We start from the raw sequence: 19,963 nt of genomic DNA, 5'->3' as shown, positions 1-19,963 counted from the left end.
AACAGATTTTTCTAAAATTCCTTTTATACAATTAATATTTGGACTTTGTTTTTTGATTTCAACTTTACACTCTTCTATTATTTTTTCATTACTTCATTCTTCCCTTTCAGTAAATAAATAATTAATATAATCATAGAATGAGAACTCTTCTAACGCATTCTCTATATACTGTTTTTGATTAATCCCTTTCTCTTTATGTGAATTTTCAATTTCTTTACTAATGGTTTTCTCCACCCAGTCACCTTCATACGCTTGAATAACTGTCAAATATATAAACTCACGCAGGGCTCTTTCGAATTTAGACACAATTATTGATGCTTTATCACAAAAATATCTTGATGAGTCATCATATATTGTGATAATTCGATAATTTTTTCTATGTCCTCCATTTTTTATAGCTTTTTTAATATCTTCAATTAGTTTTGCATTTCCTAGATTATTTCCATTATTTTTAGTAGATATACTAAAAATAATATTATTACTTTCTTGAGCTTTTACTACATCAAACTTATAATTTATATTCTTATAAATCATTTCATTATTCTTGATTTCAAATACACTACTAAAATCACTCTTTAATTCTTCAATATCTATATTTTTATATTTATGTAAAAATAATAATTTTAAAATCATTTTATTCCTCTCTATATATTATTAATTGTACCAACTCTATAATTAATATACTTAAATTAATTCATTATAATAATACAATATAACTAGTCCAATTTTATGTACTAATAAAACAAAAAATAACCATCTTTACTTTGACCAGGAAAGATGATTATTTAATATAAATAAATTTATCTGGATCGCCATAAAAAAATCGGAAACCTTGTTTTCATATTAACATTTACTTTTTAATCTCTCAATACTTAAATCACTATTTTTTCTGTCTTCATAAAACTATTCTATACCTTAAGTGTTAGAGTCTTAGTTATAATAATATTACCAAGAAAAGAATTATTTCTTCTATAACTTCATAATAGCCACTATCTCATCTCCATCTTTTTCATCAGTTTCTACAAAACCAGCTGACTTATAGAGCTTGCGTGCTACATCATTATCATCTTCATAAGATAACCAACAATATTTTGCCGTACCACAAGGAAAGGTATTAATAAATTCTAAAGCTAATTCCATTGCTTTTTTACCAAATCCTTTCCCTTGGAATTTCTTATCTATCATAAGACGCCATATATTATAATTCCTTTTAGCTATCTTAGGAGCGCCTTCATCATCTGAATTTACATCAAAACCTATCATTAGAAAACCAATAGGTGTATCGTCATTATAAATACCAAATGTAAATACATCATTATTCTCAGTAATTGCTATATACGCTTCTATGATACTACTTTTATTTGTAGCCACAAACTCTCTCTGACTATCTAAAACTTCTAATTTCAGAATATCCGCTACATTGTTTCTATTAATCTTTTTTAATTCAAGCATACTTTATTTCCCAATGATTTTTTTATTATAAAGTTTATTCTTATGATAATTAAATAATTTCTTAATGTTATTATCCTGTTTCTCAGTATCCCTACCAAACTTCCTACTTAATAAACTTCGTTATTTTACCTTCTTTTTTGTATGTTTCTACTGCTTTTGCCACTCTCTCAAAGTCACGTCTTAGGCTGTATGAATAGATATCTCTGAATAATCTATATCCCAGTTTTTCATTTACTTCGAATGCTAGTGTGTATAGTTCGTATGTTTCCATTGAATCGAAGTTTTCGTGTGCTTTTACTACATCTACTAATATATCGTCACAATGTTCTACTAACGCTTTTTCTAGTCTATCATTTAAGAATTTTGATTTATCTAGAGTATATTTATACATTTCTCTTGATGTAGTTGAGAAGTCCGCTATTAAGCTTTCTTTATCTAGTTTATCATACAGTTCATATCCTAACTGTTCATTTACATCTTTTGCGATTTCTACTAATCTTTCATCTGATACTGGTTCTAAACTAAATGCTGCCTTACTAACTTCCGATAATGCGTTGTAGTTTTCTTCTATCGCTTTTTGCAATAATTCTAATTTCATAAAGATCCTCTCAATCCTAAATTTCTTACACTCTATTATACCATATTTAATAGTATTTCTTATAACTCATTATAACTTTTCTTCTATTCTTATAAATGTCCTTGAATTTAACTTTTTCGTATAAAGCTCTCTTGAAAAATTAATCATTCTACGTTAAAATTAATGTATTAAATAAGGAGAGTATATTATGAGTGAATCAAAAATTGTTTTAACTATTGATAATGAATTAAAAAATGAAGCAGAGGATTTGTTTTATAGTCTTGGATTAAATTTGGAAACTGCTATTAACATGTTCCTTACAAAAGCTGTTAATGAAGGTGGCATACCTTTTGAAGTGAAACAAACAAAATACGTTGAAAGTCCTGATTTTATCTCTAGTCACTTCACTATTAAATCAGCTGTATATGAGATTAATGAATACATAAAAGATAGATTCAATGAAGAACCTTCATTTACCCTAGCCTGTGAAATTAGAGGTCTTACAGATGATGAAGCTAGTAAACTATTCATTCTATATTCAAATAATACTGAGGAGATAGATCAAGAAGATTTTACAGAAGAGCATATTAATAATCTATTAGAATTATCTACAATCGCCTTCCCAGAATTAAAACGACTAACGGATGAACAACTACGTGATATCGTGAATACATATATTACGAATTACTATTTAATTAGATAGTATAAATTAAATAAAGAACTTTTAGGAGTACCTCAACAGATTTGATTTTAAGGTGCTCCTGTTTTTTTATTATAAATATTTTATTGATCTTTCAAAGAACATATTTTTAACTGGAAGTTCACTTCCAACTTTTGCCTTTTTTACCTTGAATTGGAAGTTCACTTCCAACTTTTCTTTTTTCCTTATTCCTTTTCTTCAGATTTTTATTTTTACAATCACTTTATTTTCTGATAAACTATAATTGTAAATAAATAAAACACTTACATTTATGTAAATAAGAGGAGATTATTATGACAAAATTTAATAAAAAAGTTGTTTCAGTAGCTTCACTTGTGGCTACTTTACCTGTTCTTATCGGTAGTTTTGCTGGTTATCAAAAATTACGTTATAACCGTAGTACAAAAGCTGGTTTAATCGAGTTATATCTTGGTAATAAGTATAAAAAACTTAGAGATATTGATGAAACTAAAAGACTAGAAAAACAAAAAGCTGATAAAATCGAAGAAACTGTAAATGTCTATGAATTCGATACTGAGTCTAAATTTTATACTAGAATCGTTTCCGATAGACAGGTATGGCATTTAAACAGTGTAAATAGTTCTAACTCTACTATATTCTATATTCATGGTGGTTCTTACGTTCATGAATTCGTAGATATTCAGTGGGAGATGGCAGATAGAATTGCTCAAGAAGCTGATGCTGAGGTTATCATTCCTGATTACGGTCTAGCTCCTTTGTATACTTATAAAGATAGCTATGAATTTTTAACAAAATTATATACAGACTATATTTCTAAAAATCCAGACAAGGATGTATATATTTTAGGAGATAGTGCTGGTGGTGGTTTAGCACTTGGATTAGTTCAAGATTTTGTTCAAAACAATATTAAATTACCTAAAGGTCTTATCCTACTAAGTCCATGGGTTGATTTAACTATGTCGAATCCTGATATTAAACAATATATCAAAAAAGATCCTCTACTTCACGTAGATACTTTACTAGCTGATGCTAAAGCTTGGGCTGGTGATACAGACTTATCTGATTGGAAGGTTTCTCCATTATACGGGGAGATGAAAGCTTTACCTGAAGTATTATTATTCTCAGGAACTCGTGAGCTCTTATACCCTGATATAGTTTTATTAGCCGAAAAACTTCGTAAAGCGAATATAAAAACTGATTTCGAAATCGGAGAAAACCTAAACCATGTCTTCCCTGCTTTCCCAATCCCAGAAGCAGATGTAGCTATTAATAAAATTGTTGAGTTTGTGAAGAATTAATAGTAAGTAAATATTTCTAATTCAAATAGCTTTCTTTATTTAATAAAAAAAAAAATAAACCACAAAAATACTAACAAATTTTTGTGGTCTATTTCCATTTAGTTTTGAATTTTGTATCTTATATATTTTTAAAAACTTTAAATTAAATTTAAAATATTTCTATGTTATTATCATCTTAATAACGGAGAAAGGTGACTAATACTTCTCTAGATTACCTTTTTCGTTTTGTATAAATTCTAGTTTTCAATTAGATCTTCTATTTTTTCTTTAGCTTCTTCTAATGTTTTACTATTATTTATCTTTTCTAATACTAACTTTAGAAGAGTCTCTTTATATTCGAAAAATTGTTCATCTGTCATGCCTTCCATTTTTTTCTCCTTTCTTTTCTTCTCCGCAATATTTCTAAATAATCATCTAATTTATCTTCTAGTGCTAATTTTATCAGCATACTTTGATTATAGAGTGAAAATTTTAGAGTATTATAAAATATATAACTGAATCACCATTAGCTGCATTTATTGCAAATTAAATATTATACTTATTTGATAATTCTACTCGTTTTACTTTTATACTTCTTATTCAACAATAAGTGAGCATGAAAGTAAAACTTTTTCTATATATCCTTAATAATATCTAACATTAAATCTAATATCCACTATATTTTTTTTCAAAAGTCCTGTCTCATTTCTCAATATCCACTTTTTCAACCACAAAGGTCCAATTCCATTCCCAAATGTCCGCTCCTTTAACTATTAATGTCCAGTTCGATTCCCCAATGTCCACTTTTTTAACTACGAATGTCCAGTTTTTACATTTTAATAATAAAACTCGAAACAAAGATTTCTCCTTGCTTCGAGTTCATTTATTATTTTCGTTATTATCGTTTTGCGATTTCTTCTAATAACATTTTGTTGATCATTTGTGGGTTGGCTTGTCCTTTTGAGGCTTTCATGATTTGACCTACTAAGAAACCAATCGCACGGTCACGACCGTTTTTGTAATCTTCGATAGATTTTGGATTGTTATCTAATGCTTCGTTAACCCAAGCTAATAATTGTCCACTATCTGATACTTGTACAAGACCTTTTTCTTTAACGATCTTCGCAGCATCTCCACCGTGTTCGATAAGTTCTGCGAATACTTTTTTAGCTATTTTACTTGAGATTGTTCCGTCAGTGATTAATTTAATCATTCCTGCTAAACCTTCTGCAGTTAATGCTGTTTCTTTAAGTTCTTTTTGTACTTTGTTTAAGTATGCATTCACATCTACCATTAAGTAGTTAGAAGCTAATTTTGGATCTGCTCCTAAAGCTACAGTTTCTTCGAACATGTCTGACATTTCTTTAGTTAATGTAAGAACGTGTGCATCGTATGCTGGTAATCCAAGTTCCTCTTGATATCTTCTTTGACGAGCGTCTGGAAGTTCTGGAATAGTTTTTCTTACTTCTTCCATCCATTCGTCTGAGATGATCATAGGCACGATATCTGGCTCTGGGAAGTAACGGTAATCGTCTGAACCTTCTTTAACACGCATAAGTTTTGTTGTACCTGTTGTTTCATCGAAACGACGTGTTTCTTGATCAATTTTTCCTCCTGAAAGGATAACTTGCTCTTGACGTTTTTCTTCGTACTCTAAACCTTTTTTAACAAAAGTGAATGAGTTTAAGTTTTTAAGCTCAGTTTTTGTACCGAATTCATCTTGACCGTAAGGACGAATAGAGATGTTCGCGTCACAACGCATTGATCCTTCTTCCATCTTAACGTCAGATACTTCGATGTATTGAATGATTGAACGTAATTTTTCTAAGTAAGCATATGCTTCTTCTGGAGTTCTGATATCTGGCTCAGATACGATCTCAATAAGTGGTGTACCTTGACGGTTAAGGTCAACTAGTGAATAACCATTTTTGTGAGTTAATTTACCAGCATCTTCTTCAAGGTGAGCACGTGTAATACCGATACGTTTAGTTTCTCCGTTAACTTCGATATCGATCCATCCGTTTTCCCCGATTGGTTGGTCAAATTGTGAGATTTGGTATGCTTTCGGGTTATCTGGATAGAAGTAGTTTTTTCTATCGAATTTTGACTCGCGAGCTACTGTCATGTTAAGCGCCATTGCTGCTTTCATTCCCCATTCTACCGCTCTTTTGTTTACTATTGGAAGTACCCCTGGGTATCCTAAGTCGATAACGTTTGTGTTAGTGTTTGGTTCTGCACCAAAGTGAGCTGGAGATGGTGAGAATATTTTTGAATCTGTTTTTAATTCTACATGGACTTCTAGTCCAATTACTGTTTCAAAATGCATCTTGTTTCTCCTATTATAATTCTATTTTTTTATCGTGTAAGTTGTAGTGTTGTTCGAAGTTGTACGCTACATCATATAGTGTAGATTCTGCGAATGGTTTAGCAATAATCTGCATACCGATTGGACGTTTACCTTTGAATCCACATGGAATACTTAATCCTGGAAGACCAGCCATGTTTACTGGGATTGTTAAGATATCGTTAGCGTACATTGTAATTGGATCTCCAACTTCTTCTCCAATGTTGAATGCTACTGTTGGAGCAGTTGGTCCAATGATTACATCATATTCTTCGAATACTTTATCAAAGTCTTGTTTAATTAGTGTACGAACTTGTTGTGCTTTTTTGTAGTATGCATCGTAATATCCTGAAGATAATACGTAAGTTCCTAACATAATACGGCGTTTAACCTCAGCTCCAAATCCTTCTCCACGTGTTTTTTTGTAAATTTCTTCAAGGTTTGTTGCGTTTGGACTTCTAAATCCATAACGAATACCATCGAAACGAGAAAGGTTTGAACTTGCTTCAGCAGAAGCGATGATGTAGTAAGTTGAGATAGCGTAGTCTGTGTTTGGAAGACTTACTTCTTCTACGATTGCTCCTTGGCTTTCTAAGTATTTAACACCTTCAAGAACGGCTTTTTTAACATCTTCATCGATTCCAGCACCGAAGTATTCTTTAGGTAGAGCGATTTTCTTACCTTTGATATCTCCAGTGATGATTTTGCTGAATTCTGGTACTTCTACAGGTGCACTAGTCATATCGTTAGCATCTAATCCTGAGATGATTTCTAATACACGAGCGTTATCTTTTACTGTACGAGTCATTGGTCCGATTTGATCTAATGAAGAAGCGAATGCTACTAATCCAAAACGAGATACACGTCCGTAAGTTGGTTTTAATCCAACAATACCACAGTAAGATGCTGGTTGACGTACAGAACCACCTGTATCACTTCCTAGAGTGAAGCTAACTTGTCCTGCTGCTACCGCTGTAGCTGAACCACCACTTGATCCTCCTGGTACTGCATCTAAGTCGTGTGGGTTACGAGTAAGTTTGTAGTAAGATGTTTCTGTAGAACCACCCATTGCGAACTCGTCCATGTTTAATTTCCCTAAAAGAATTGGGTTTTCTTTATTAAGTTTGTTCATTACTGTTGCATCATAAATTGGGTTGAATCCTTCTAAGATTTTTGATGCACAAGTTGTTTGAATATCTTTTGTAACGATGTTATCTTTGATTCCCATTGGGATACCGAATAGTTTACCTTCAGCGCGCCCTTCTTCTTGAGCACGGTCTAACTCTTCAGCTTGTTTTAATGCTACTTCTTCAGTTACTGTAATGAATGAACCTACTTTTTCATCAGTAGCTTTAATTCTGTCCAGTGATTCTTTTACTAAATCACTTGGTTTAATTTCTTTATTTTTAAGTTTAAGTTCTAAACTTTCAATTGATTCATGTAATAAACTCATTAAATTATCTCCTTATTTTATTCAATAATAGTAGGTACTTTGAATTGTCCTGCTTCAGTCTCGTGAGCATTTTTAAGAACTTCTTCTCTATCCATTCCTGGTTTTGCAACATCCTCACGGAAAACATTCACTAAGTCTAAAACGTGATATGTTGGTTTTACATTTTCTGTTGGTGCGTTGTTGATTGTATCGAATAATTCTACAACTTTCTCTAATTTTTCGATGTATCCATCTACTTCATTTTCTTGGATTTCTAATCTAGAAAGATGAGCGATGTGAGCTACTTGTTCTTTCGTAATTGTTGTCATAAGTGCCTCCATATTTTTTCAATTTTAACTACTAATATTAGCCAAACCTTATATCTATTGAAAACAAAAAATCGCCCCACATAGTTACATAACTACATGGGACGAATACTAATTTCGTGGTGCCACCCGAATTCATATCAATTTCCTGATACCTTTCAATTTATATTCGGTTTTATAAAGAGTGTTGCTTATTTCAATCATTATTATTTAATCTTTCAGCCTATGGATTAAACTCTCTTCTAAAAAAACATGAAATAAAAGTCTCTTTACTAATATTTTATATTACGGTTTACTTAGTCTATATTATACTAAACGACCGTTATTGTCAAGGATTTTATAAAATTTATAGTATTCTGAATTTATTATTATTTAAATATCTCATTACAAAATAAATATATATTCTGTGTTTAAAATATTAATTATTATCTCCGTAGATTCATTTTTAAATCAAACTTAGCTATGCGTTGAACTACTCTAATTTTATAATAAAGCTTATTATAAATAACTCATCTGTTGAAAATTAAACCTACTTTATCTCTACTAGTAAATAATTCTTATATATCATCTCTTTAGTTCAAAAGATTTTTCACATCTTCAATATCTAAAACTTGCGCAAAACGATTGTTCCAGATATGCTCTTGATAAAAGTCAATAATTTGTTGCGCTTTCAAATGATTATTATCAAATGTTGTTACAGCATCTCTCACTAAGACTTGCTCATAACCATACTCAAAACCAACTTTTAATGAAGTATCGATACAAAACTCTGCTTGCATTCCTACCACTGTATAACTCTTAATTCCTTTACTATCTAAATAAGCTTTTACTTCTGTTTTTCGAAATATAGAGTTGAAATTTTTATTGAAAATCTTATCTTACGGACGTGGACTTAATTCATGATAAATTGACCAGCTTGGGTCTCCTTCTGATAGGAATCCTTCAGATTCTGTATGGCGGATATAAATAATCTCTTTACCAGCTTCCTCAAAACTTGAAATAGTTTCTTTCACTTTCACAATATATTCCTCTTTATTAGCAGGTCCAAGTTTAACTAATCCCTCTTGAATATCAACAACAATCAATGCTTCCATCATTTTTTTCTCCTTTGAATTCTATTTTTTTTATTGTAGCAACATTTACATAAACTGTCAACCAACCTATCTCGATATATTTTTAGGTTGTAATACATATGTGTCAAATAATAAAAGGTTGCTCACACTAATGCTCTTGACATATTTTAAATATTTTACCAGATAAATATTTCTTCGTGTATTCTACACTCGAAATATAAACGACTACCGCATCCTTTTTATTTGCTTAAATATTGAAAATAGTATAATATGTTGTAGGTATGTTAAATGGGAGTGTCTCAAAAATCGTGATTTCGGAGAAATCGATTTTATCTAGTCACTTCTCGTTGTGGTTTATTAGATATCTAAAAAACTTTTATAAAGCGAATTTAGATATCAATAAACCACTTGCGTTGTACGTAAGAATTTTTAGTGCCAAAGGCACGTTAAAATTCTTACGTATAACGTATGCAAGGACACACCAAGAAGTGAGTCATAAGACGAAACTGATTGGATTGTGTCTACTGCTGCGTCTATGAGTTATCATATGAACTTTGTTAAATTTTAGGACTTTTGGGGCAGTCACTTATTTTGGTCTTTTCGATCAAAAATATAATGAAAAAATTTAAAATATTTGTGAGGTATAAGATGGAAAATTGGGTTGAAATTACAATTCATACTACTAATGAAGCAAGTGAAATAGTTGAGTCTATTCTTTTAGATTATGGCTCAACTGGGGTTGCTATTGAGGATCCTACGACTCTTGAGGAAAACTTACACGATGATTTCGGTACTATTGTTGAACTTAGTCCTACTGATTATCCTGAAGTTGGAGTTGTTGTTAAAGGATACATTAACGAGCTTAATTTTGATGAAGAAACTTTCAAACGTTTCGAAGCTGAGCTTCTTGCTTTAGGTGAAAATATTAACATTGGAGATTTCTTCAAGATTGAAACTACTATTATTCAAGATAGCGACTGGGAAAATTCTTGGAAAGATTATTTCGATATTCTTAATATCGGGGAAAAATTCGTTATTGTACCTACTTGGCGTGAATATGAAAACACTGAAGATAAATATATTATAAATATTGATCCAGGTATGGCATTTGGTACTGGTGGTCATGAGACTACTTCTCTATGCATTAAAAACCTTGAGAAATATGTTCAAAGAAATGATAATGTTATCGATGTTGGTTGTGGTAGTGGTATTTTAAGTATCGCAGCTAGTTATTTAACTGATGGAAATATTAAAGCAGTTGATTTAGATAAGCTTGCTGTTGATGTTTCTTATGAGAACTTTGCTTTAAATAAACTTGAGAAAAGAATTGAAGTTGAACAAGCTAGTCTTCTTACAAAAGAAACTAAAAAGTACAACATCATTGTAGCAAATATTCTTACTCATATCATCGAGCTTATGATTGATGATGCGTATAACTTATTAGAAGATGGTGGTTACTACATCACTTCTGGTATTATCGAAGAGAAGAAAGATGAACTTCTTGAAAGAATGTTAGAACGTGGCTTCAAACTTGTTGAAGAAACTTCTGATAACGGATGGTATTCTTTCGTAGTAACTAAATAAAACACATCGACTCTTAATTTCGTATAGAATTTATATGAAATTAGGAGTTTTTTTTAATATTACTATGAAATATGTTAAATTTATTTTATAATAGTAGTGAAAGCGCTTTAAAAAGAGAGGTGTTATGAATAATAATAATAATTCGAAGTCAAATAATAATAACTACCTTAACCAGAATTATGGTAATTATAATCAAAATGAATACAACGGACAAACTAACTATAATAACCAATACGAAAATTATAATAACCATGGTCATCAAGAAGGATACAATCAACAATATCAAAACTACAATAATAATCAACAGGGATTTAATCAACAATATCAAAACTTCGATAATAATCAACAGGGATTTAATCAACAATATCAAAACTACAATAATAATCAATAGGGATTTAATCAACAATATCAAAACTATAATAATCAACAAAACCCTAATTTTATGAACGCTCCTCGAAATCTTAATAATAACTTTAATCCTAACCAAAAAAAAACGTTCAAAGTTTGTTCCAATCATATCAACTATACTTGGACTTGTATTAATTGGTAGTGGTGGTTTATACTACTATTCAAAAACTACTAATAAATCTATCTCTAGTATTTTTTCTATTAGTAAAAATGATGAGGAAATTTACGCTCCTATACTAGAGAAATACAAAAAATCTATGGATAATAATGAATTAGGAGAAAATTCTGAAGTTAATAAGTTCGCTATTAAAAATTATGATGAACATGGTAAAGAGAAAAATTTTATAACTTATAGTTATTATGATGTAGATGAAGATGGTAAAAATGAATTAGTTATTGCTGAAAAAGATAAACCTAACATCCCATTTGCTGTTTATTCATATAATTCAAACAAAATTATAGTACTATATCAAGCTGAGTCTAGAAATGATATTCCTCGTGCGAATTTCTATAAAGATAGAACTATATGGATTCACACAAAAGAAATAAACTATGACAGATATGTCGTCTACAAACTAAATGACAAAAAAGATAAATACGATAAAATACATGATATTACAATATCTGAAAAAGAAAAAAAAGATGGAAAATATCTTGATACAATATCAAATAATCAATTCAGTAGTCTAGAAGACTTCTAAAAAAACAACAAAAAATCAAGTAATAAACTAGACTTCACAAAATCTGATTTTAAATCAGTTTATACTTACAATGAAAATAGAAGTAATTCTTCAGAAGATAACATAGACACTTTTAAAGTAGAATACACGAATTCTCAACTTACTTTAATTGGACGAGCTCTTCTAGCGAATTCAACTAACTTTGATGAGATTATTATTAACTATGAATCACCTTTTATAATGTCAGAAAATAATGGAAAATTATCATCAAGTATGGGAACGGGTGGAAGTACAGTACAGGTTATCAAAACTAATGACGGTATAGAAATACAAACACTAGACTATAATAAACCCGTTGGACAACGTGATTTTAAAACAGTGAAGAAAGCAACATATAAAGAAATTAAAGAAAAAATTACACAAAAAGATTTAGATAGAATAAATAGTATGATTGAGCAATATAAAAAAACTAAAAGTTATCGAGAAAATAAATATAGAATCAAAGATTAACATATTATTTATCTAAGAAAACATAAAAGAGCGACTCATTCGAGTCGCTCCTTCTTTATATTCTTATAACAATTTTTCTAATTTATTTTGATTTTCAATTGTGAATACCGACACTGGTCTTCCTGATGTGTAGTATTCTGCATCTTCACTTAGTACGCTTATATTAACTAAGTAATTTAAATATTTTCTAATTGTTATTCTTGAAATATCTAATTCATCCGCTACTTGTTGCGTAGTGAATCCTGCTTCGTGTTCTTGAATATTTTCTAGCACTTTTCTCAGAGTTATTCGAGATAAACCTTTAGGTAAGCTGTCTTCCTCTTCCTCTACTCTTCCAGAATTCAAGTAGTCATCAATTAAATCTTGATTAATTTTTTCTTTTGATAATAAAGATACATAGTCCTGTACTTTATCTACTGCTTGAGAGAATCTTTCATATGTAAATGGTTTAACTAAATAATCCACTACTCCATTCGTTAATGCAGCTTCCACTGTTTGAATATCATTCGCAGCTGTTATCATAATTATTGGATAACCTTTTAATTCTGGTAAATATTCTACTCCTTGTCCATCTGTTAAATAATTATCTAAAATTATTAAATCAACATCATTAGTTGCTAAATAATTTCTTGCTTCTTCAAGTGATGATACATGATTAAGGTCATTCGAAAATTCTTTTCTTTTAAAATATTCTTTATGTATCATCGCTACCATTGGATCATCTTCTATTATTAGTACTTTCAATTATTGCTCCTCCTCAATTGGTATTTCTATTGTAAATGTAGTCTTTCCTACTTCACTTTCCACGTCTATTAAACCGTTATATTTTTTCACAATAGTTTCTACAGCATTTAGACCATATCCTCTATTTTCCCCTTTAGTTGAATATCCTCTTTCAAATACATTCTCCAGTATATCCTTACTAATTCCGGAACCATTATCATACACTTTACATAGTAATATATTTTCCTCTGTATTTAAGTATAAGTAAACAGCAATCTTACCGCCTTCTTTATTTCCAATAGACTCCATCGAATTGTCGATTAATACACCAAGTATGATTAGCAGTTCATTAAATAGTTCATCTAGACCTTTCTTATTTAAAATCATCGAATCAGGATCTATTAATAATGATATATTTTTTTGCTTAGCTTCTCTGACTTTCGCAAGTAAAAACCCTGCTATAGCCGGTACTTTAATATTTTCTGATATATGACCTATTTTTTCATGGTAGTCATCTTTTAGATAAGTTATAAATTTTTCTACTTCATCATATGACTTCATCTCTATTAATCCATGTAGTACATGAAGTTTATTCATGAAGTGGTGACTTTGTTCTCTGAGACTATCGTTATATTTTTCTGTTCCACTTAATTCTGTGATTAATTTTTTCATTTCACTTTGATCTCGAAGTGTAACAACTGCACCATATAATTTATCATTTTGATATATAGCATTTCTATTAACTAATACTTCTATATGATTTAATAAAACTAATTCGTCTCGACTTATTATATTTTCTTCAATGATTGATTTAAAGAAGATTTCGTACATTTCATCAGGAATTTGCTCTCCTTTCTTAACTTTAGAATAGCCAGCCTTGTCTAAAATTTGGTTAGCACTGCTGTTCTTAACGATAACTTTCTTATCAATATTTATCGCTATAATTCCCTCTGAAACATGATCGGATATAAGATTTTTCTCTATGTAGTTGTATGCAATTTCTTCTGGTTCATAATTTAATAATATACGTTTAAGTCGTTTATTATACACTATTGCTAACGTAATTGCAACTCCTATACCTATCAATAACCCAAATAATATTTTTTCTTGTGAATGTAGTATTTGTTTTTTTACAGTTTCTTTAGTATATCCTACACACACAACACCAATATTTTTACCTTCTTCATCCTTAATCGTTGTAAAAAATCTAAGCCCGTCTCCTAGAACACCACTTTGCTTACTATAGTGATCTCCAGAATAAAATGTCGAACTAATATCTTCTATATTGGAAAATTTTTTTCCAACAAAGTCCTCTATTGGGTGACTGTATCTTGTAAAAGTTTCATCCGTGATAACTACGAAGTCCGTTCCTGTTTCTTCCATTACCCTATTTGCAAATCTTTGAATTGCTAATGTTTTCCTATGATGTTTAATATCGTCTTTTACACGAGTGTCACTAGCTACTACTTTAGCAGTTGCATATATTTTTTGACGGATAATTTCATCTTCACGTTTTTTTATATATTCTGTCATAAAAAAAGAAGTTACTAATAATGAAACTACTACCAGACCTGTCATTATCAACATTAACCTGGTTAAAGTTCGGTGTTTTTTTTTCAAGTTTTTATCACTCCTTATTTTTTATAACTTCTCTATCACTGTTAATTATAAACCAAAATAATTATCAATTCAAGCAATGTTAAGTTTTGTAAACTTTAGATATACTTTAGAATATCAAAATTATACGAATATATTTTTATATTGTAAATTTACATTTCAAATCGTTCTCATCTTATTTTTTTTAAAGAATTATTTGAGAAATTATCAAACACTTTGATTTTATATATTTTCTATAAAACAGTATTATATTTTCAAATAAAAAAATTTTAGTTTAATTTATTTTGTTTTTACTTGAATAATTATGTATACTATGCTAGTATTTTAGTAATGCGAATTTTGCAGTAATTAGAAAAATTATATTATTAGGAGGTTCTTAATGGAGAAGGACGCAAAAAAGATTTTTTGGTACACTCTAGCCTTCATGGCATTCTCTACGGTTTGGGCGTTCGGGAATGTTGTTAATGGATACTCTGAGTTCGGCGGTTTAAAATCTATAGTTTCTTGGATTTTAATTTTTGTTATATACTTTATTCCGTATTCATTAATAGTTGGTGAGCTAGGTTCTACTTTCAAAGATGCAGGTGGAGGTGTTAGTTCTTGGATAAGTTCTACACATGGTAAATTACTTGCTTACTATACTGGATGGACAATGTGGGTCGTACACATGCCTTATATTTCACAAAAACCATCTCGTATTATCGCAGCGTTTAGCTGGACAGTATTCCGTGATAATCGTATTAGTAAAATGAATATCACATATTTACAAATTATTTCACTGGTAATTTTCTTAGTAGCTTTATTCTTAGCAGCTCGTGGAGTTAACTTAATTAAAAAAATGGCTATGTTAGCTGGATCATCAATGTTTATTATGTCATTATTATTCGTTGTTATGGCTATCACAGCACCATCTATTACTGGAGCAAAAACATTTAATATCGATTGGTCATTAGATACATTCATGCCAACATTTGATATTAAATACATAACTTCGATTGCCATATTAGTCTTTGCGGTCGGTGGTTGTGAGAAGATTTCTCCTTATGTAAATAAAATGAAAAATCCATCTAAAGACTTCCCACGTGGAATGATCGCCTTAGTTGTTATGGTTTGTACAACAGCTATTTTAGGAACATTCGCCCTTGCGTTAATGTTCGATACAAATAACATTCCTAAAGATTTATTAACTAACGGAACTTACTACGCGTTCCAAACTCTAGGTAACTACTACGGTGTTGGTAACTTATTCTTAGTTATCTATGCGATCGTTGATTTAATCGGACAAGTTTCTGTTGTTATTATCTCAATCGATGCTCCACTTCGTATGTTATTAAGTAGTTCTGATGAAAAATACATTCCTAAAAAATTATTAGTTAAAAATGAAAATGATGTGTATGTAAATGGATTAAAACTTGTAGGAGTAATTGTTTCAATCCTACTAATTATCCCTATGTTCGGAATTAAAGAAGTTAATGATTTATTCAGATGGTTAGTTAAACTTAATGCTGTTACTATGCCATTACGTTACCTATGGGTATTTGCTGCATATATCTTCTTAAAAAAATCAGCTGAAAAATTCCAATCTGAATACAAATTTGTTAAAAATAAATTTGTAGGTATGGGACTAGGTGCTTGGTGTTTCTTCTTAACAGCCTTTGCTTGTATTTCTGGTATGTACACTCCAGAAAGTTCTTTCCAAACAGTTATGAATATTGTAACTCCAATCGTTCTACTTTCATTAGGATTAATCATGCCTTACTTAGCAAGAAAAAATAACAAATAATATCTATTTAATAAGAAGTAACTTGAAACTTTAGTTACTTCTTATTTTTCATTCTATTTTTCTCTAACATAATGTGCAACTTATAATTTTTACAGTTATTTTTAGATTATATTTTCCTTCGACTTCTTGATTTTCTTTAAATAACTTTTTATAATATTAATTATAAGATAACAAGGAGAAATGTTTATGAATAAAAATAATAATAATTCGCCAACTAACAATAATAATCAAAATGGTAATTATGAAAATTATAATCAAAATAGCGGACAAAATTATAATGAATATTATCAAAATAATAACCAATATTATAATCAAAATTCTAATCAATACTTTGAACAAGATCCTTATTTAGGAAATTATAATCAACAGTACAATAATTATAATCAAGAATATAACAACTACAACCAAAATTATTATAATAATCAGTACAATAATCAAGATTATAACAACTATAATCAAGATTATAATCAATATAATTCTCAAAATAGTTTTGGACAAGAACAATATTCAAACGAATATAACTATAATACTCAAAATACAAATCAATATTATAATAATTATCAACAAGATAATTCTCAAAATTTTGGTTATTCTGGACAAAATAATACACAAAACAACTACAATCAAAACTATCAACAAGATAATTTCAATTATACTCAGCAAAATACTAGCGTACAAACTAACTATGAGCAAGATTATCAAGTAAATAATAACCAGAACCTTAAATATTCTGACCAAGATAAAACACAAGCTAACTATAATAGTCAAAGTTATCAACAAAGTAACACTACGGGCTCTTATGGCAGTTATAATCAAGGACCTACTTCAAATGAACAAAAAAACGTTGAAAATTATAATGTAAATCAAACAAGTTCTAATAATAACCAACAAAGTAATACTCAAAATTACAATTCAATTCAAGGGAATTCAGCAAATTATCAACAAAGTTCTTATCAAAACAAAAATAACCAAAAAAGAGATAATATACCTCCAATTCCTCCAATAATGAATCCAAAGAATTTTAACCATTCTCCTAAACAACCTAAGAAAAAATCAAAAGGGAAATTAGTCGCAACTGTTTCTTCTCTACTAGGTATATTATTACTTGCTGGTGGTGGATATTATTATTACTCTAAACATTCTAAACCAAAAGTAGTAAATGAGATTGAAATATATGGAACAATTATTCAAAAATATAAGGATGCTATTAACAATCCTGACAATGCTGATAGTTCAATAAATGTTGAAGCATTAAAAGCTGCTATTAAAGAGAAGAAAAATGATGATTATATTAAATATGTTTTCTACGATATCGATGGTAACGGCAGAAAAGAACTTATCATTTCTAGAAATGATAAACCTAATAACCCATTCGATATTTATACATTTGATAAAAAACACAAAGTTATAAGATTATTTAATCCTGAGACTATCGATAGTGCTATTCTTAATAAACTTGGTGTTGATGGATCTAATAACAATTCTGGTTCAGCAGTATTTAAAGATAAAACTATAAGAATTAGAAAATTCGATAAAGACACTGGAGAATACAATTTCCTAAAATTCTCTAATGATGGAGATAAACTGGAGAAAACAAACGTCATTACTTTCACTGGTCTAGATGCTGATGATAGTAAATACAAAGATATTACAAATAATAAAGAATACAACTCTAAGAAAGAATTTAATGATACTTTCCCTATTGCCGAAGTGATAAAATTTGATAATGAAAATTGGCAATCAGTGAAGAAATTCGGTGAAAGTTCTTCTAACGAAAACAATGATAAAAAAGACGAGAAAAAAGACAATAATCAACGTAAGAAACCCGATAACTACGAAACTGCTTATGCTAGTGTCCTAAAAAATTATAAAGATGTTATAAGTAGAGGTAAAAATGATGCTAAAGATGTTAATACAGTAGCCATTACTAATTATAAAGTTTTTAGTGAAAAACAAGTTGGTAATAACTTCCTTAACTATGGTTTCTTCGACATTAATGGTGACGGAATTGATGAACTATTACTATTCACTGAAGCTAGTAAGGATAAACCAAACGAATATAGTCCAATGGATGTATATACTCTAGACAAAGATAATAAAGTAGTACGTATTACACCTGAAAGAGTAAATGGAGAACGAACAACACTTTCAATAACTAAGGATAAAATTTTCCAAGTATATGGTTCAGGTGGTGCGAAAGTCCATGGGTATACATTCTATAAACTAAACAGTGATGGATTGGCGCTAGAAAAAACTGATGCTTTTGATTTCTATGCTGAAACTAATTCAAAAGTTTATAAGAGATCATATCCTTCTGGTAAAAATGAAGAAATTCCAGTAAATGATTTTAGAGATAAAATGGTAAATTCTAATAATCATATGAAATTTGACTTCGGTAAACGTAAGAGTATTTTTGATTTCAAAGGATAAGATATAAAATATTAAAAACTGTGGCTCTTAATAGGTCCACAGTTTTTACTTAAGGTAAGTTGTAAAATATAATGCTAAAATTAAGTAAAAGAAGAGAGGCTCTAATTTGAACCTCTCTTCTTCTTTTTTATTCTAAACCTTCTACATAACTGTATGCGCTTTGAGCTGCAATAGCACCATCAGAAGCTGCTGTGATTACTTGACGAATTTCTTTTACTCGAACATCACCTGCAGCAAAAATTCCTGGTACTGCTGATTCTAATCTTTCGTTAGTTGGAATATAACCAGCTTCATCAGTAATTCCTAAGTCTCTGAAGTCTTGTGTTTGCGGTAACATACCAACATAGATAAACACACCATCAGCTGGAATTGAACTTTCTTCTCCAGTTTTTACATTTCTAATTTCAATAGATGAAACTTTTCTTTCACCTTTAATTTCGTATGCTACACTATCCCATACGAATTCGATATTTTCTTTAGTAAATGCTCTATCTTGAAGAATTTTTTGTGCACGTAGTTCATCACGTCTGTGAACTATCGTAACTTTTGCCGCTAAATTAGAAAGATATAAAGCTTCTTCTACCGCTGAATCCCCTCCACCGATAACTACTACTTCTTTGTTTCTAAAGAATGCACCATCACATACTGCGCAGTAACTTACACCTTTTCCTGAGAACTGTTCTTCACCAGGAACATCAAGATTTCTGTGCTCTGAACCTGTCGCAATAATTATTGATTTAGCAACATATTCTTTTTCTCCTGCAACTACGTATTTAAGTCCATCTTTTTCACCAACTTTTGTAATATTACCAAAAGCAAATTCTGTTCCGAATTTTTTAGAGTGTTCGAACATTTTTTCTGATAGTTCAGGACCTGTTACCATTTCATATCCTGTGTAGTTTTCAATCTCTTCCGTTGAAAGCATTTGACCACCTGGATATTTTCTTTCTAACATCAACACTGACATATTCGCACGTGATGCATAGATTGAAGCTGTCATACCTGCTGGACCTGCTCCAACGATAATTAAGTCATAAATTTTTTCTGACATATTTTCCACCTTCT

20 protein-coding genes are annotated in these 19,963 nt (G+C 29.9%); 8 read left to right on the top strand and 12 right to left on the bottom strand.

What is annotated here, in order from left to right:
* Nucleotides 1-93: 93 nt before the first annotated feature.
* From FOC48_RS03095 to FOC48_RS03085, 3 genes are all read right to left on the bottom strand, one after another.
* Entirely contained in the window at nt 94-633 is a 540-nt protein-coding gene (locus FOC48_RS03095; RefSeq protein ID WP_003146238.1) for a hypothetical protein, read from the bottom strand.
* Between the two features lie 336 nt (nt 634-969).
* On the bottom strand, nt 970-1,452 hold the full coding sequence (locus FOC48_RS03090; RefSeq protein ID WP_003146240.1) for a GNAT family N-acetyltransferase: 483 nt from the start codon (nt 1,450-1,452) through the stop codon (nt 970-972).
* A gap of 103 nt (nt 1,453-1,555) precedes the next feature.
* Nucleotides 1,556-2,050: a hypothetical protein gene (locus FOC48_RS03085; protein ID WP_003146241.1), complete on the bottom strand. Its 495-nt coding sequence runs from the start codon at nt 2,048-2,050 to the stop codon at nt 1,556-1,558.
* Between the two features lie 187 nt (nt 2,051-2,237).
* Between FOC48_RS03085 and FOC48_RS03080 the strand changes: the two genes are divergently transcribed.
* A complete protein-coding gene (locus tag FOC48_RS03080) occupies nt 2,238-2,732 on the top strand; it encodes a type II toxin-antitoxin system RelB/DinJ family antitoxin (RefSeq protein ID WP_003146242.1) in 495 nt (164 codons plus the stop codon).
* A gap of 290 nt (nt 2,733-3,022) precedes the next feature.
* The gene (locus tag FOC48_RS03075) at nt 3,023-4,009 is read left to right on the top strand and encodes an alpha/beta hydrolase fold domain-containing protein (RefSeq protein WP_003146244.1); all 987 of its coding nucleotides are present in this window, start codon (nt 3,023-3,025) and stop codon (nt 4,007-4,009) included.
* Nucleotides 4,010-4,245: 236 nt separating this feature from the next.
* Here the strand turns inward: FOC48_RS03075 and FOC48_RS10095 are convergent, their stop codons facing one another.
* From FOC48_RS10095 to FOC48_RS10160, 6 genes are all read right to left on the bottom strand, one after another.
* Nucleotides 4,246-4,377: a hypothetical protein gene (locus FOC48_RS10095; protein ID WP_003146245.1), complete on the bottom strand. Its 132-nt coding sequence runs from the start codon at nt 4,375-4,377 to the stop codon at nt 4,246-4,248.
* A 509-nt stretch (nt 4,378-4,886) separates the two neighbouring features.
* Entirely contained in the window at nt 4,887-6,314 is a 1,428-nt protein-coding gene (gene gatB / locus FOC48_RS03070) for an Asp-tRNA(Asn)/Glu-tRNA(Gln) amidotransferase subunit GatB (RefSeq protein ID WP_003146247.1), read from the bottom strand.
* A gap of 13 nt (nt 6,315-6,327) precedes the next feature.
* Nucleotides 6,328-7,785, bottom strand: coding sequence for an Asp-tRNA(Asn)/Glu-tRNA(Gln) amidotransferase subunit GatA (gene gatA / locus FOC48_RS03065; RefSeq protein ID WP_003146248.1), 1,458 nt, complete (start codon nt 7,783-7,785; stop codon nt 6,328-6,330).
* A 17-nt stretch (nt 7,786-7,802) separates the two neighbouring features.
* Entirely contained in the window at nt 7,803-8,093 is a 291-nt protein-coding gene (gene gatC / locus FOC48_RS03060; RefSeq protein WP_003146249.1) for an Asp-tRNA(Asn)/Glu-tRNA(Gln) amidotransferase subunit GatC, read from the bottom strand.
* A gap of 569 nt (nt 8,094-8,662) precedes the next feature.
* Nucleotides 8,663-8,962 (bottom strand): isochorismatase family protein, encoded by a 300-nt coding sequence (locus FOC48_RS10165; protein WP_196792834.1) that lies wholly within the window; start codon nt 8,960-8,962, stop codon nt 8,663-8,665.
* A 6-nt stretch (nt 8,963-8,968) separates the two neighbouring features.
* Nucleotides 8,969-9,187 (bottom strand): isochorismatase family protein, encoded by a 219-nt coding sequence (locus tag FOC48_RS10160; RefSeq protein WP_003146253.1) that lies wholly within the window; start codon nt 9,185-9,187, stop codon nt 8,969-8,971.
* A 591-nt stretch (nt 9,188-9,778) separates the two neighbouring features.
* On the opposite strand from FOC48_RS10160, the gene prmA reads away from it, so the two are divergent.
* The 4 genes from prmA to FOC48_RS03035 all read left to right on the top strand — a co-directional run bounded on the left by prmA (nt 9,779) and on the right by FOC48_RS03035 (nt 12,345).
* A complete protein-coding gene (gene prmA, locus FOC48_RS03050; RefSeq protein WP_254263194.1) occupies nt 9,779-10,747 on the top strand; it encodes a 50S ribosomal protein L11 methyltransferase in 969 nt (322 codons plus the stop codon).
* Nucleotides 10,748-10,871: 124 nt separating this feature from the next.
* Nucleotides 10,872-11,138 (top strand): hypothetical protein, encoded by a 267-nt coding sequence (locus tag FOC48_RS03045; protein ID WP_003146255.1) that lies wholly within the window; start codon nt 10,872-10,874, stop codon nt 11,136-11,138.
* Between the two features lie 274 nt (nt 11,139-11,412).
* On the top strand, nt 11,413-11,856 hold the full coding sequence (locus FOC48_RS03040; RefSeq protein WP_003146257.1) for a hypothetical protein: 444 nt from the start codon (nt 11,413-11,415) through the stop codon (nt 11,854-11,856).
* A gap of 219 nt (nt 11,857-12,075) precedes the next feature.
* On the top strand, nt 12,076-12,345 hold the full coding sequence (locus FOC48_RS03035; protein ID WP_003146258.1) for a hypothetical protein: 270 nt from the start codon (nt 12,076-12,078) through the stop codon (nt 12,343-12,345).
* Between the two features lie 63 nt (nt 12,346-12,408).
* Here the strand turns inward: FOC48_RS03035 and FOC48_RS03030 are convergent, their stop codons facing one another.
* Together FOC48_RS03030 and FOC48_RS03025 are read right to left on the bottom strand one after the other, a co-directional pair.
* Nucleotides 12,409-13,089, bottom strand: a complete 681-nt coding sequence (locus tag FOC48_RS03030; protein WP_003146259.1) for a response regulator — start codon at nt 13,087-13,089, stop codon at nt 12,409-12,411.
* Complete coding sequence (locus FOC48_RS03025) at nt 13,090-14,601, bottom strand: ATP-binding protein (RefSeq protein ID WP_254263193.1); 1,512 nt, start codon at nt 14,599-14,601, stop codon at nt 13,090-13,092. It abuts the gene before it with no gap.
* 463 nt (nt 14,602-15,064) lie between these two features.
* Between FOC48_RS03025 and FOC48_RS03020 the strand changes: the two genes are divergently transcribed.
* Together FOC48_RS03020 and FOC48_RS03015 are read left to right on the top strand one after the other, a co-directional pair.
* The gene (locus tag FOC48_RS03020) at nt 15,065-16,468 is read left to right on the top strand and encodes an APC family permease (protein ID WP_172497841.1); all 1,404 of its coding nucleotides are present in this window, start codon (nt 15,065-15,067) and stop codon (nt 16,466-16,468) included.
* Nucleotides 16,469-16,654: 186 nt separating this feature from the next.
* Complete coding sequence (locus tag FOC48_RS03015) at nt 16,655-18,898, top strand: hypothetical protein (protein ID WP_003146266.1); 2,244 nt, start codon at nt 16,655-16,657, stop codon at nt 18,896-18,898.
* Nucleotides 18,899-19,025: 127 nt separating this feature from the next.
* Here FOC48_RS03015 and trxB read toward each other — a convergent pair whose 3' ends face one another.
* The gene (gene trxB / locus FOC48_RS03010) at nt 19,026-19,949 is read right to left on the bottom strand and encodes a thioredoxin-disulfide reductase (protein WP_003146267.1); all 924 of its coding nucleotides are present in this window, start codon (nt 19,947-19,949) and stop codon (nt 19,026-19,028) included.
* Nucleotides 19,950-19,963: the final 14 nt, after the last annotated feature.

Origin of the sequence: Gemella haemolysans (assembly GCF_012273215.1) — a bacterium.
In the GTDB taxonomy this organism is placed as follows: domain Bacteria; phylum Bacillota; class Bacilli; order Staphylococcales; family Gemellaceae; genus Gemella; species Gemella haemolysans_A.
Note: the sequence above shows the minus strand (reverse complement) of the source record. Positions and strands in the feature narration are given on the sequence as shown.